Annotated in this window: 14 protein-coding genes; 1 reads left to right on the top strand and 13 read right to left on the bottom strand. The window is 61.4% G+C overall.

Going from position 1 to position 14,545, the window contains the following annotated elements:
- From GSQ92_RS12150 to GSQ92_RS12095, 12 genes are all read right to left on the bottom strand, one after another.
- A complete protein-coding gene (locus GSQ92_RS12150) occupies positions 1-1,206 on the bottom strand; it encodes a Tm-1-like ATP-binding domain-containing protein (protein WP_174246626.1) in 1,206 nt (401 codons plus the stop codon).
- Between the two features lie 25 nt (positions 1,207-1,231).
- Positions 1,232-2,314 (bottom strand): ABC transporter ATP-binding protein, encoded by a 1,083-nt coding sequence (locus tag GSQ92_RS12145; RefSeq protein WP_158801807.1) that lies wholly within the window; start codon positions 2,312-2,314, stop codon positions 1,232-1,234.
- Positions 2,315-2,324: 10 nt separating this feature from the next.
- On the bottom strand, positions 2,325-3,386 hold the full coding sequence (locus GSQ92_RS12140) for an ABC transporter ATP-binding protein (protein WP_158801808.1): 1,062 nt from the start codon (positions 3,384-3,386) through the stop codon (positions 2,325-2,327).
- On the bottom strand, positions 3,383-3,658 hold the full coding sequence (locus GSQ92_RS12135) for a hypothetical protein (RefSeq protein ID WP_158801809.1): 276 nt from the start codon (positions 3,656-3,658) through the stop codon (positions 3,383-3,385). Before GSQ92_RS12135 ends, GSQ92_RS12140 begins: the two co-directional genes overlap by 4 nt.
- Entirely contained in the window at positions 3,658-4,491 is an 834-nt protein-coding gene (locus GSQ92_RS12130) for a carbohydrate ABC transporter permease (RefSeq protein ID WP_158801810.1), read from the bottom strand. Before GSQ92_RS12130 ends, GSQ92_RS12135 begins: the two co-directional genes overlap by 1 nt.
- Positions 4,488-5,462, bottom strand: a complete 975-nt coding sequence (locus tag GSQ92_RS12125) for a carbohydrate ABC transporter permease (protein ID WP_158801811.1) — start codon at positions 5,460-5,462, stop codon at positions 4,488-4,490. Before GSQ92_RS12125 ends, GSQ92_RS12130 begins: the two co-directional genes overlap by 4 nt.
- Positions 5,463-5,464: 2 nt before the next feature.
- On the bottom strand, positions 5,465-6,964 hold the full coding sequence (locus GSQ92_RS12120) for an ABC transporter substrate-binding protein (RefSeq protein WP_158801812.1): 1,500 nt from the start codon (positions 6,962-6,964) through the stop codon (positions 5,465-5,467).
- Positions 6,965-7,069: 105 nt separating this feature from the next.
- Entirely contained in the window at positions 7,070-8,062 is a 993-nt protein-coding gene (gene dhaK / locus GSQ92_RS12115) for a dihydroxyacetone kinase subunit DhaK (protein WP_158801813.1), read from the bottom strand.
- Entirely contained in the window at positions 8,059-8,688 is a 630-nt protein-coding gene (gene dhaL, locus GSQ92_RS12110) for a dihydroxyacetone kinase subunit DhaL (RefSeq protein WP_254065509.1), read from the bottom strand. The genes dhaK and dhaL overlap by 4 nt, the downstream gene beginning before the upstream one ends.
- 50 nt (positions 8,689-8,738) lie before the next feature.
- Positions 8,739-9,608, bottom strand: a complete 870-nt coding sequence (locus GSQ92_RS12105; protein WP_158801814.1) for a sugar phosphate isomerase/epimerase — start codon at positions 9,606-9,608, stop codon at positions 8,739-8,741.
- A 14-nt stretch (positions 9,609-9,622) separates the two neighbouring features.
- The gene (locus GSQ92_RS12100) at positions 9,623-10,786 is read right to left on the bottom strand and encodes a Gfo/Idh/MocA family protein (protein WP_158801815.1); all 1,164 of its coding nucleotides are present in this window, start codon (positions 10,784-10,786) and stop codon (positions 9,623-9,625) included.
- An 18-nt stretch (positions 10,787-10,804) separates the two neighbouring features.
- Entirely contained in the window at positions 10,805-11,848 is a 1,044-nt protein-coding gene (locus GSQ92_RS12095) for a TIM barrel protein (RefSeq protein WP_216849938.1), read from the bottom strand.
- A 397-nt stretch (positions 11,849-12,245) separates the two neighbouring features.
- Here GSQ92_RS12095 and GSQ92_RS12090 point away from each other — a divergent pair, with 397 nt between their 5' ends.
- Positions 12,246-13,751: an arylsulfatase gene (locus GSQ92_RS12090; protein ID WP_158801816.1), complete on the top strand. Its 1,506-nt coding sequence runs from the start codon at positions 12,246-12,248 to the stop codon at positions 13,749-13,751.
- 84 nt (positions 13,752-13,835) lie between these two features.
- Here GSQ92_RS12090 and GSQ92_RS12085 read toward each other — a convergent pair whose 3' ends face one another.
- Positions 13,836-14,402, bottom strand: coding sequence for an OmpA family protein (locus GSQ92_RS12085; protein ID WP_158801817.1), 567 nt, complete (start codon positions 14,400-14,402; stop codon positions 13,836-13,838).
- Between the last annotated feature and the right edge of the window lie 143 nt (positions 14,403-14,545).

The raw sequence follows: 14,545 nt of genomic DNA, 5'->3' as shown, positions 1-14,545 counted from the left end.
TCAATCCACCTTCATCACATCGCGGAATTGCTCCAGGACAACAGCCACGAAATCCGGAGAATTCACCCCATGGGGCACCCGGATCAAGCGACGCCGGTCGGTCTGCCGCACAGTCCGTTCCAGCGCCGAAAACAACGCCTCATCGGCCTCCGGATCATGAAACGCCTGGCCTGGTGCATCCAGCAGGGAGACGCCACCTTCGGGCAACAGAAATCGCACCGGCCCGTCGCACAGGTTGAGGCGTTCCGCAATCCAGAGCCCGATACGCTCGTTTTCCTCCGGCGTGGTCCGCATCAGCGTCACCTGCGGATTATGCACATACAGGTTCCGGCCGCGATATTGCGACGGAACCGTATCGCGAGCACCGAAGTTGGCCATGTCGAGCGCGCCGCAAGAACCCACATAGGGCAGCCGCGACCTCGCGATGGCGCCGAAGCGATCCTCGGTACAGGGGAACACGCCGCCCATCAGCAAGTCGCAAACCTCAGTCGTGGTCACGTCGATCACACCCGCCAGCAAGTCGGAATCGGCGAGCTTCTCCATGGACTGCCCACCCGTGCCGGTCGCATGGAAGACGAGGCAGTCGTAGTCGCCCTGCAACCCGGCAACCAGTTGGTTCACGCAGGGCGTGGTGACGCCGAACATGGTCAGGCCGATAGCGGGCCGATCCGCCGCTAAGGACGGTGCAGGGGCGCGCACCATTCCGACCATCGCATTCGCCGCATTGGCGAGCACGATGCGCGAAATCCGGTTCAGCCCGACAAGGTCAGTGACCGAATACATCATCGCGATGTCGCTCGGGCCGACATACGGCGCCACATTGCCCGATGCGACCGTGGACACCAGCAGCTTCGGTGTGCCAATGGGCAGCGCCCGCATCGCCGGCGCCACCAATGCACTCCCGCCCGAACCACCTAGCCCAAGCAGTCCGCCAACATCGTCGCGACTCAATATGAACCGCTCGAGCGCCACCGCCATCGCCGTAACCGAGCGGCCCCGATCGCCAGTGAAAACGGCCTCGGCACCGCCCGCATGATGACGCGCGACCTCGGCCGCCTCGATATCGGCGTGAAACCGATGCGGCTGGGTGGATACATCCACAAGCGCCGCTGCAATGCCCTGCTCGGCAATGATCTTGTGCACGTAAGCGAGCTCGGCGCCCTTCGTATCGCAAGTACCCGCCACGTAAATCCGTCCGCCTGGCATCCCGCCCACCCCTAACGACGCTTCGTCAGCCGAGCGCCCGCACGGCTTCGGGCAGTCGCTGGCCATCATTGAAGAAGACAGTGTGTTCCAGCGGACAACGGATGAACACGGTCGCGCCATCCGCTTGCGGCACACCCGGCGCGGTCTTCGCCTTCAGACGTGCCTCGCCCACCGCGAGACTAAGCAGATTCTGCCCACCGATAGTGATGCTCGAACGCAGCACGCGCGCCGGAACCGTATCCTGCGCGGGATCCAACAATACCTCGACATGCTCCGGCCTAATGCCAAGCGACAGTTCACCAGCCGCCGCCGCGGGCCTCTCTAACGGCCTCGGCAAAACATCGAACCGCAAGCCACTGTCTTCGCCACCCCGCGGTACCAAGAAATTCATGCCGGGATTGCCGAGGAACCAGCCGCCGAAGCGGCTCTCCGGCTTCTCATACATGATCCGAGGCGCGGTGCACTGCGAGATGCGCCCGGCCTGCATCAGCGCGATTTGGTCAGCGAGCGTCATCGCTTCAGTCTGGTCGTGCGTCACATAGATCACGGTCTGCCGCAAGCGCGCGCGGAATTCCTTGAAGGCGCGGATCAAGGCGAGCTTGGCGTGAACTTCGACATTGGTCGTTGGCTCGTCGAAAAGGATAACGTCGCACCGCCGCGCGATGGCACGGCCGACCGCGACTTTCTGCCGCATGCCGACATCGAGATCACCGATATGGCGGTCGCGCTCATCGGAGAGTTGCAGTACCTCCAGCACCTCATCCGCGCGGCGGCGGCGCTCGGCGGCCGACAGGCTGCGATCACGCTGGAGCGGCAGTTCGATATTCTCGATGACGCTGCAGGTCCGATACATCACCGGATACTGGAACACCATCGCCACATCGCGGCGGCGCGGCGCCAGATGAGTCACGTCACGCTCGCCGAATTTGATGCTGCCGCTGGTCGGCATTTCCAGCCCGGCGATCATGCGCATCAATGTCGTCTTGCCGCAGCCGGAGGGGCCGAGCAGGCACGTCACCGTGCCTTCCGCGAAAACCGCGGTGATGTCATCGACCGCCTTGAACTTGTCGAAAGCGCGGGAAAGGTGGCTCAACCGGATGTCAGGCATTCAAGCTCCCTTACCCGCGCCCAACCAACGCCCCGCTGGCGCGATCGAATACCAGCAGCCCCTCGCCGCGCACGACAAATGGAAACGGCGAATCAATGTCGAGATGCGCCACGCTCGGCGAGGGCACCGAAGTTACCAGGGTTTGTCCGCCAGCCTCGAAATACACGACGCATTCGGCGCCGAGGTTTTCCATCAGGCGCACCGTCGCTGGCGCACCATCCGCGCGATAGGCAATCTGTTCCGGGCGCGCCACAACGGCGACCTCGCCCACGAAGTTCGTGGGCGCTGAAAGCGGGAAGTCCACGATCCCGGTGCGGCAAAGCCCACCAGCATCCAGAACCCCGGCCAATACATTGCAGCGGGGGAACCCCACCAACTCCGCCGCCCGTAGGTGGCGCGGCGAATGATAGACCTCGGCCACCGGATTGGCTTCGACGACATGCCCGGCGTCGAGCACGATCAGATCCTCGGCCATAGTAAGCGCCTCCAGACTGTCGGAGGTCACATAGAGGAAGGTCGCGCCCAACTCGGCGCGCATGTCCTTCAGATCCTCCATCAGGCTTTCGCGCAGTTTGAAGTCCAGGCCGACCAGGGGATCGTCCAATAAGAACAGATCGGCGTTCTTCAGCATCCCCCGCGCGATCGCGGCCCGCTGTTTCTCCCCGCCACTCAACTGACTCGGCCGCTTGGACAAAAGCGGATTGATGCCCAGGATCTCGGCGACCTGCCCGACGCGGAGCGCGATCTCGGCGCGGCTCACATGCTGCAACGCCAGCGGATAGGCGATATTGTCGAAAACGCTGACATGCGGAAACAGCGCGAAAGATTGTGGCACGTAGCCGATGCGGCGCTGGGCGGCAGGAACATCGGTAATGTCGCGGTCATCGATCAGGATGCGCCCCTCACTGGGCTGCTCAAGCCCAACCAGCAGGCGCAGCAGCACCGATTTTCCGGCGGCCGGCGGGCCGCACAGCACCGTCAGCCGCTGCGACGCGACCTCCACCGTCACATCGTCGAGCGCCTTGACACCCCGATACGATTGGCTGACGCCTTGCAGACGGACCCGACTCATCCGCCGAGCCGCGCCAGATAGGGCACCAGCAGGATGCCGGCCACGAACACAACCGCGACGATCGCGAGCAACACCAATGTCAGGCGCAAGGCCCGGCCGAGCCCCGCCGTGCGCGGAAGATTACCCACCGCGATGTTCAGGATCGTCGCCACGATCACGGTCAGCAGCCCAAGCTGGTAGCCGCCAAAACTCCACTGCTGCACGATAAGCAGGAAGCCCAGACCCATGATGAGGATCAGCGCCAGTTCGGCGCGAGGCACGATACCGCGCATTACACTTCCCCGCGCACGGTGCCGAAGGTCATCCCTACCAACAAGTAGCGCTGGAAGAAATACACCACGAGTATAGGCGGAACGATGTAGACGGAGGTCAGCGCCGAGATAAACGTCCAGTCCACGCCACCATTGGAATACAGCCCGCTGGCGAGTGCCACCGGAATATTCGACGTAGAGATGCCGCCGATGATGTAGTTGAACAGGAACTCATTCCACACGAAGATGAAGTTGAAGATCGATGCCGCGATCACGCCAGGCATCACCTGCGGCAAAATCGTGCGAGTAATGATCCGCAGCCAGGAGGCTCCGTTGACGATGCCCGTCTCATCGAAGCGCGGCGACACGCCGTCGATGAAGCCCTTCAGGATCCAAACGGAAAACGGGATCGAAAACATCGCGTAGAACAGGATCATACCGGCATAGGTATCCTTCCACCCGAATCCTACATACATCAGATACACGGGCAGGATTGCAGCCGAGCCCGGCAGCATGCGGATCGACAGCAGCAGGAACATCAGGAAGTTGGTTCCCGGCGGTTTGAACCGCGAGAACGAAAACGCCGCCAGGAAAGACACCGCGACAGCGATCAGCACCGCAGCCACCGACAGCACCACGCTGTTGAACAACTGGTGTGGAAAGGAGGCGCTTGAGAAAAGCTTTGTGTAATTCGCGATCGTCGGCGTGAAAATCAGTTTTGGCGGTACGGCGAGAATCTGGTCGGCCGTCTTGAACGAGGACAACACGATCCAGAAGATCGGCGCGAAGAAGATCAGTGCCACCAGCCAAAGCAGCGCGTGATAGGCATGTTCGCGCCAACTGGTCGGCCTCATGATTCTGCCTCCCGCCGCTCGCGCCAGTGCAGCACAAAGATGAAGGTCGCGGTGAAAGCGATGGATATCAGCAGCAGGATCACCGCAAGCGCCGAGGACCACCCCATGTTGAACGCCTCGAAGGCCCGCCGATACAGCGTCATCGCCACGAGCTGAGTGGCGGAGCCGGGGCCGCCATAAGTCATGTCGTAGATCAGGTCCATGGTCTTGAAGGCATCGATCGTGCGCAGCAGTATTCCGAGCATCAGGATGAACTTGCCGTGGTGCAGTACGATCAGCCGCAGCCGCTGATGCCAGGCGAGCCGGTCGATCTCGGCCGCCTCTAGCTCAGCCTTCGGTACCGAGGCCAGGGCGGCCAAGGTCATCAGCACCATGAACGGCGTCCACATCCAGACATCGACGCCGAGAACGGCCGCGAAAGCCACCCGGCCGTCGCCAAGAAAATCGACGCTGGAAAAGCCGAGCCCTCGAATAGCGCTGTTCAAGACGCCAAAAGTCGGATCGTAGATCAGCCGCCAGAAGGTGCCCGCCGCCACCGGCGTCAGCACCATCGGTGAAAACAACATGGTGAGCGCGATCCGCCGCCCCGGCAGCCGGTGGCTGTTCCAGAACAATAGCCCGAGCGCCATGCCCAGCAAGGTCTCGGTGACGACGGCGAAAAACACGAACAGAAAAGTGCGGCTGAGATCAATCCAGACTCCGGAATCGTTCAGGATCGACCTGTAGTTGTAGAGGCCGGCGAAACGCGGTGGCCGGCCGCTCGTGAGTGAGAACCGATAGAAGCCGAGGCCCAGGAGCCACAGCGTTGGGATCAGGTTCCAGACGATGAAGAAGATCAGAACGGGTGCCAGCAACAGAAACGGCAATACGTCGCGCCGCCCAAGGAAACGGGTGAAGCCCTCCCAGGGTCCTGTGCTGGCGACCGGCGCGTCACGCGACTGGTTGATGGTCGCGGGCGCGCCGGGCTCCATCGTTACAGCCGGATACCGCTGCAGGCCCCGGTGGGTTCGGTCTGCGCGGTGCCCTCGTCATACAGGATACCCTGCTGCTTGCAGGCAATATATTTCAGCACCTTCGCTGGGTCCTTGAGCTCGCCGGTCATGTAGCCGGTCCAGCCTTCCTGCTGAACCGCGAGCATCTCGGCATATCGAGGATCGTGCCAGAAGTCGCTGCTGCGCTCGAGCATATACTTATAGGTACGGTTCCACGGATAGATGTCGTCGAAGCCCGGGCTGGTGAGCGTCGCCTTGTCGCAAGGCAAGCCACCACGCTTGAGGTAGTTCGCAGCGGTCTCCGGCAGATACCACCAGCGCATGAAGTCGAGCGCCACGCGCATATGGGCTTTATCGTTGAACGCGTTGATCACCCAGGGCTGGCCACCGATGACATAATTCCGGTTGAGCTTGCCGCTGGCATCCTTGAAGCCCGGCGGCGGCACGACCATCACCTTGCCCTTGAGGGCATCCGGCACCATCGTTGCGCCGGTCGCGACCCACTGCCAGGCCGCGAAGACCTTGCCTTGGGTGAAGGCATCGACCACCTGGGCGATAAAGTAATTCAGCGCACCGGGCGGGTTCCATTGCAGCATGGACTTGTAGAGTTCCATGGCTTTGGCGTTCAGCGGCGTGTCCATGATCCCTTCGACCTGGCCGGTCTTCGGATCCCAGATATCGCCACCCATGCTGCGAATGAAGGAGATCAGCGGGCAGCTCAGAGCGTCATATTCGCGCGAATATTGCATCGCGATGCCGTAATAGCCCTTCTCCGGACGGTTGAAGAAGGCGACGAGCTTCTTCCAATCGTCCAGGTCCATTTTCTCGAAGTCTTCCCAGGTGCGCGGCATCGGGCTGCCGTATTTCGCCTGGTATGCCTCCGCCTCGCCAGGCGCCTCGAGCCAGTCCTTGCGAATGAAGATGCCCTCGATGTCGCCGACCTGCGGAAATCCATAGAGACTATTCGTTCCGTCCGGATAGACCTGATAGGCTTGGCGCACGACAGGCGCATACCACTCGATATCAAGCGACTTGTCCTGAGCGATGATGTCGTTGAGCTTGACGATCCATTTCGGCGTCGCAAGCGCCCCGAGCCATTGGCTGTCGCTGATGATGATGTTGTATTCCTGGCTCTTCGTTGCCAGCGACGTTGCGGCCTTCTGGAACAGCGCGCCGAATGGCGCCCCGGCGAAGGAGAAGGTAACGTCGTAATTATAACGATCCTTCACGTATCTCGCGAAATCCGGAGACATGTCGACGCCGAGGCTGCTTGGTAGCCAGCCCGCGACGCCCAGGATCGACATATGAATCGACTGGCCCGCCAGCGGGTGCGGTTCCTTGCCAGCGGCGCGCGCGATATTCGGCACATACAAAGCGGCGGCGCCTAATGCCGCGGCCCCAGTCAGAAGTGTACGGCGCGGCAAGGACGCCGCCTCGTTCGGCGATATCAGGCTAGGCAAAGCAGGCTCTTTTGTAGCCATGGCCCATTTCCCCTTCTTATGTGGTCCGCTGCGCGGATCCTTTATTGCTTGGAACGCTAGACGGTCACCGATCAAACTGCAACGTCACCAATCGAGCCCAAGGTATTACATCCCCCATCGCAGCCCAGGCGTATGCACGGGCGCATCCCAGAGGGCGACCATATCGCGATCCAGCGCGGAAACCGTCAGCGAGCAGCCCGCCATATCGAGCGCAGTCACGTAGCTGCCCACAAGCGAACGGATCACGGTCAGGCCTCGCTCCTCCAGCCTGGTCCGCGCGGCATGATACATGACGTATAATTCCATGAGCGGCGTGCCGCCGAAGCCGTTGACGAACAGCAGCACCTCGCCACGCGCCTGTCCCAGATCATCAACAATGGCCGCCACCATGTCGCGCGCCAGCGCGTCGGCACCGGCGAGCTTTGCCCGCCGCCGCCCCGGCTCGCCATGAATGCCAACGCCTATCTCGATCTCGTCCTCACCGAGCACGAAAGTCGGCTTGCCGGCCGCGGGCACTGTGCAGCTGGTGAGCGCCACGCCCATCGATCGCGTCGCCTTGTTGACCCGCTCGCCCAGCGCGCGGCAGGCGGCCAGATCCTCGCCCCGCTCGGCGGCGGCACCTACGATCTTTTCCACGACCAGGGTGCCCGCAACGCCGCGTCGCCCGTTCGAGAAAGTCGACATCTCAACCGCCACGTCATCGTCGATCAGCACAGTCTCGATCCGCCGCCCGGCGGCATCCATTTCACGGGCCATGTCAAAGTTCATGACGTCGCCCTCGTAATTCTTGACGATGAACAGCAGCCCTGCCCCGGTATCGACGGCTTCGGCCGCCGCCATCATCTGGTCTGGCGTCGGCGACGTGAACACCTGCCCCGGACACGCCGCGTCCAGCATGCCATACCCAACGAAGCCCGCATGCAGCGGCTCATGGCCACTGCCGCCGCCAGAAATCAGACCGACCTTGCCCGGCTTCGACTTAACGCGGCGAACAAACTTGCGTCCCTCCCCCAGCACGACCAAATCGGCATGAGCTGCCGCGAAACCGTCGAGGCTCTCGGCAAGCACTGTCTCCGGCGCGTTGATGAGCTTCTTCATGGCGTCTCCTCCACAACTCCGCAGATCGCAGCGACAATGAGCGCGGCGGACCGGGCGCCCGCATCCATCCCGCCCACACTGCGCTCGCCCAGGAAAGACGCCCGACCGCGCACCGCCTGCATCCCGGCAGTCGCCTCGGCGGCGGCATGAGCCACAGCCGGCAGGTCGGTGGCATCGCCATGCAAGGCCGTGGCTACCGGCCCCAACACATCCAGCATCGTCTTGTGCCCAAACTCGGCCTTACCCCGCGCCCGCACGGCCGCGACGGCGGCATCCATCGCGGCAGCGGCGTCCGCCCTAGTCGGCGCCTCGGGAAGAACCTTGCCGGCGGCCATGAAGGCCGTGCCGAAAATCGCGCCGGATGCACCGCCCACCGTCATGACCAGCGTGCGACCAACCTCTTGCACAGCCTCCGGCAATGGCTTGGCGGCGATATCATCCAGCTTGGCCGTGACCGCCCCGAAGCCACGGTTCATGTTCAGCCCATGGTCCCCATCGCCCTGGGCCGCATCGATCGCCGTGAGTTCCTCAGCGTGGAGCGCGATCGTCTCGGCCACAGCCTCGATCAGACGCCGCCGCATGGTCTCGTCGATCTGCACACCGCCCTCCGCATTCTTATTTTGCACGAGCGTGACCGAAGGGCCCTGCGAGAGCAAGCCTGTTCGATGATGTGGGACTAAACGGCGCGGGAGGGCTGTCCCGCCCTCGCCCATTGCTCGCGCAGGAAATCATGGCCGAACTGGATGACTTCCTCATCGGAGGGAAAGAAGTCCCGCCAGACCCGCGTGGCCGCCGCCACTTCGGGAAGCGCGCGGCCAAACGCCTCGATCACGTGCCAACCGTCATAGCCAGCCCCGCGTAACGCCGCGAAGGTCGCTGCCCAGGGCACATGACCCTTGCCGGGCGTGCCCCGGTCATTCTCCGAGAGATGGACGTGGCTGATTCTACCGATATGCGGCGCGATTACGCCGACAGGATCTTTTTCCTCGATATTGGCGTGAAAAGTGTCGTACAGCAGCCCGTAATTTGGTTGTTGAACCTCATCCACGATGGCCGCAGCCGACGAAACCGTATTCGTCACGTAACACTCGAAACGATTCAACGGCTCGACGGCAAGCCGGATATTGCGGGCGGCCGCGTATTGGGCCGCAGCGCGATGAACCTCAACAACGCGATGTATTTCGTCTTGCGTGGGCGGCTCACCGGTAAAGACGCCAAGCGGCTGATAGAACGGACCGCACAACACCTCGCCACCCGCAGCCTCGATGCAGTCGATCGCCCACTTCAAATGTGCCAGGCCCGCCTCGCGCACCGCCGGATCACTGCTTGTGCAACTGCGAGCCTCATCCGGAATGACGGTGATGCCGGTGCAGCGCAATCCGCTATCCCGCACCACCTGGCCGACCCGCCGACAGTGTTCGGGCGTACCATCGAATAGCGGCAACTCCACGCCGTCATAGCCGATCTTCTTCAGCCGCTCGAAACGCGGAAAGATTGCCTCGGTGACTGATGGTGTCCACAGCAGCATATTGAAACCGAGGAGCATGGTGTCAGATCCCTCTACGAGGCTGATTGTCCGGTCGCCGCCGGCACCTCGGCCCATTGCCTGTCCCGAGCGGAACGCAGCACGGCGTCCGTGACGTTATCGGTCGCCAGCGCTTCACGAAAGCTCGGCACAGCGCCCCCCGTTCCGGCTAGCCCCGACAGAAAGTCGGCCATCTGATGGATGAAGCTGTGTTCGTATCCAATCTGAAGCCCCGGAACCCACCATTGCTTCATATAAGGATGATCGCCATCGGTTATGTGGATCGACCGCCAACCGCGCAGCGTGCCGGTGTCGCCATGGTCATAGAAGTCCAGCCTGTGCAGGTCGTGCAGATCCCAAGCAATCGAGCCATGCTCGCCGTTAATCTCCAATGTGTAGAGCGCCTTGTGACCCCGCGCATAGCGCGTCGCCTCGAAGGTCGCGAGCGAACCGTTGGCGAAGCGCGCCAGGAAGGCAGATGCGTCGTCGATACCAACTGCCTGCACTTTCCCGGTTTCCACATGCACACGCTGCTTGATAAAAGTCTCGGTCATCGCAGAGACTTCGCTTATTCCCCCGTTCAGCCACATGGCGGTGTCGATGCAATGTGCGAGCAGGTCGCCGGTAACGCCACTGCCAGCCACTGCGGCGTCAAGACGCCATAACCCGGCACCGCCTTGCGGTAGCTCGCTGGAGATTGTCCAGTCCTGCAGGAACTTCGCACGGTAGTGGAAGATGCGGCCCAGCCGTCCCTCATCGATGATCTGTTTCGCAAATGTGACCGCCGGAACACGACGATAGTTGTACCAGACCATATTCGCGACGCCTGCTTGCTCGACAGCCCGCACCATCGCCTCGCTCTCGGCCACGCTACGGCCGAGCGGCTTTTCGCATGCCACCATCTTACCGGCCTTGGCCGCGGCGATCGCGATTTCCGCGTGAGTGCTATTGGGCGTCGCGATGTCGATCAGGTCGATATCGGGCCTTGCCATAAGCGCGCGCCAGTCAGTCTCGACCGTCTCGTAACCCCAGTTCTCGGCGAAAGTCTTCGCCGTCGCCTCGGTCCTCGCGCAAACCGCTTTCAGCACCACATCTTGCGGCAGGTCGAAGAACTTACCGACCTGGCGAAAAGCATTGGAATGTGCCCGGCCCATGAAGCCGCAGCCGACCAAACCAACATTGAGCCTCTGCTTTGCCATGACGCTGCCTACCCGCCGCTATTGCCGCCAACCATGCGCGTCGCGAACCTTCAGCATCGCGCCAAGGATTTCTTCCCATGTTTGGGGCAGCAGCATGACATCATTGGAAAACATGCAGCCATCCCAACAAATATGTTGGAACGCTTTGGTCAGCTGCCCATCCGCGCCACGGAGCCAGGGCGCGGAATCCTTTACCGGATCGAGTTTGCCGTTCGGATCATCAGGCAGACAATGGCGGCCGGTCTTGTCGTGCGAACCAGTCCCCTTCACCGTCGCATCATTCTGCGCAACGTGAAAGTCTAGCGTCCAAGGCCGCAGCGCATCCGTCATTCGCTTCAGCGCCGCCTGCCAGGCGTCCTGGTCGTCCCAGGTGAAATTCGCGGGAAGAAGACGGTCGGCCTCCGCATTGACGCCTAGGGTGTAGAGCAGCGTATGGGCCATGTCGGCCTGAAAACCGAGCCGCTCCGGCCGCCCGACGCCCTCCAGAACTTCCAGCATCGTTCGCACACTTTGCATCCCGCCCCAGCAGATCTCACCTTCCGCAGCAAGGCGTTCGCCATGGGTCTCGGCCACGTCACAGGCACGCTGGAATGTGTCGATGATGAGTTTTGTGTTGCCCGCCGGATCCTTCTCCCAATCCGTGACGCTGGCGGCGGAGTCGATGCGAATGACGCCGCTCGGCCGAATACCAAGCCTGTTCAGCCTCTCACCAATGCTGCAGGCCTTTTCGACCTGTTGCACGAAGCGGCCGCGCTCCTCGGCATTGCCGGCCGCCGAGCCACCACCGACCGGCGGCCAGACCGGCGCCACCAGCGAGCCAATCACCAACCCTTTCGAAGCGACCTGGTCGGCAAGCCGCTTGAGATCGTCGTCCGTGGAATCGATGCTGGTATGTGGCTCGGCCAAAAAAAGATCGACGCCATCGAACCGCTGCCCGTCTACCTCCGTCGCCGCGGTGAGGTCCAACAATGTCTCGAATGCGATGAAGGGCTCCGCGCCCGGCCCCTTGCCGACGATTCCCGGCCACATTGCGTTGTGCATTTTCGGGAAATTGTTTCGCAATCCATCCTCCCTGCCGGCTCTTCATGGCCGGCTCGTCGCAAGCACTCTGGACAGTATCGGCAGGCGAGCCTCAGTGGATAGAATGGTCAATCGCCATCCCGTTAACCACCTTTGCTGCCCGGCTGTAGCGACCATTTGATGACGATCCGCTCTCTCGGTCAAGCATCCTCGCTGGCAGCGTTGGTTAGTAGTTCGCCGCACCGCAACATTGATGGCATCGACCATGCTTACTTTGCGAAGGCCGCGCTGGCGTCTATCGACGGCACGCAGCCTTCAGTTGTCCGCTGCAGGTGTCTCTTTCGCTCTATCGGGCCATGTGGCAGAAATGGTGGTGATCCGGAGGACACCTGCGGGTGGTTCGCTTTAAGCGCGTCGACATAACCAGAAGGGGCAAGCGGTGACAGACCGGAAGCCAAATATCCTCGTGATTTGGGGCGACGACATCGGGCAGACCAATATCAGCGCGTATAGTCGCGGCCTCATGGGCTACCGCACGCCGCATATCGATCGGCTTGCCAAGGAAGGAATGATCTTCACTGACAGCTACGGCGAACAGAGCTGTACTGCCGGGAGATCCGCATTCATTACGGGGCAAAGCGTATTTCGCACCGGCTTGAGCAAGGTTGGGCTCCCCGGCGCGGATCTCGGACTACGGCCGGAAGACCCGACTCTCGCCGAGTTGCTGCGACCGCTCGGTTATGCCACCGGGCAGTTCGGGAAGAACCACTTCGGCGACAAGGACGAATTCTTGCCGACGCAGCATGGGTTCGATGAGTTTTTCGGCTTCCTCTATCATCTCAATGCTTGCGAGGAGCCTGAACAGCGCGACTACCCGAACGAACAGGATTACCCGGAATTCGCCAAGCGGTTTGGGCCTCGAGGCGTGCTCCACTGCAAATCCAATGGGGATGGCAGCCAGACCATCGACGATACCGGGCAGTTGACCGCCAAGAGGATGGAAACGATCGACGATGAGATCGGCGCCAAGACAAGGGATTTCATCGACCGCCATGTGAAAGCCGACAAGCCGTTCTTCGTCTGGACGAACTCGTCGAAGATGCATTTCCGTACCCACCCGAAACCCGAGAGCCTCGGCCAGTCGGGTCGGTGGCAGTCCGAATACCATGATGCCATGATCGACCATGACAAATGGGTCGGCGAATTGCTTCAGCAGCTCGACGATCTCGGAATCGCGGACAATACCATCGTCATCTACGGAACGGATAACGGCCCGCATATGAATTCCTGGCCGGACGCCGGCATGACGCCTTTCCGCAATGAGAAGGATTCCAACTGGGAAGGCGCGTTTCGCATCCCGTGGCTGGTGCGCTGGCCCGGCGTCACGAAGCCCGGCAGCGAATGCAACGAAATCGTCTCGAATCTCGACTGGATGCCGACACTGCTGGCAGCTGCGGGAGATCCGGATATCAAGGAGAAGCTGCTAAAGGGGTATCAGGTAGGGGCTAAAACCTATCGGGTGCATCTCGACGGCTACAATTTCCTGCCGTTCTTCAAAGGTGAAGCCGAGAAGTCGCCTCGCGTGGAGTATTTCTACTTTTCCGACGATGGCGACCTGATGGCTTTCCGCTACGACAATTGGAAGCTCGTCTTCCTGGAGCAGCGGGCTGCCGGCACTCTCCTCATCTGGGCCGAGCCCATGGTCCAGCTGCGCGTACCCAAGCTATTCAATTTGCGCACCGATCCCTATGAGCGTGCCGACATCACGTCGAACACCTATTACGATTGGATGATCAACCACATATACTTGTTTGTTCCGGCGCAGCGGATCGTTGGCAATTTCCTGAGTACATTTGTCGACTATCCGCCGAGACAAAAGGCGGCAAGTTTCTCGATCGACCAGGTGATGGAGAAGCTGGCGCAGCACGGAGGCGGCAGCCACTGACTAACAGGCGTCTCTCGTCCAGCGGCTGCTGTCCGAGAGACGTCGCTATCAAATGTGACTTCTAAGTCGCTAAGTATTCCGCGGCTAGGCCGCAGGTGTGCCGAGCGTCAGCTCAACCCGCCTGTTCTTCGCCCGCCCTTGCGACGTGTCGTTCGATGCGACGGGATCGGCATCTCCGAAGCCCTGCGCCGAGATCAGCTCCGGCTTCACGCCTTGCGAGACAATAAACTGCATGACGTTTTCAGCGCGCTTCTGCGAAAGCTCCTGATTGGTCGTGATGCCCTGCTTCAGCAGCGCCGGACCGATCGGGGTATTGTCCGTGTAGCCATTCACGACGATCTTATTCTCCTGAGATGGAGCAAGCTTCATGGCCAATTTGGCGATGAGGTGCTTACCACGCTCGCTCATCTGCCAGCCGCCCGGCGAGAAGAGCAGATCGCTGTTCACAGTATATTTGATGGCGCCCTGCAACCGGCTGATCTGCGCCTTGTCGGTGGCGATTTGCTGCGACATCGTCGCTGTCTGCTGCTGGAGCTGCGTATTCTCGGCCTGGAGCGCATCGTATTTGCTCTCAGAGACGCCGCATCCCGCCAGCAGTAATGCGGCGAGCAATGGCGCGAAGGGAATTCCGCGCTTCAATATGGTGTTCATGGGCTTCAGTGCCTCTTTTCTTGAATGTACAGCAAAGGCTGTGGACTCGGAGTGAGCAAAGGAAAGCCCGCCAGACTTCCGGCCGGCTCGTTTCCGGCTCTGAGCTTAAGCGGAGAGATCGACCTGCGCTATGCTGTTTCGGT

The organism is Acidisoma sp. S159 (genome assembly GCF_009766125.1).
In the GTDB taxonomy this organism is placed as follows: Bacteria; Pseudomonadota; Alphaproteobacteria; order Acetobacterales; family Acetobacteraceae; genus Acidisoma.
The sequence above is the reverse complement of the archived record's forward strand: the minus strand, read 5'-3'. Positions and strand labels throughout refer to the sequence as shown.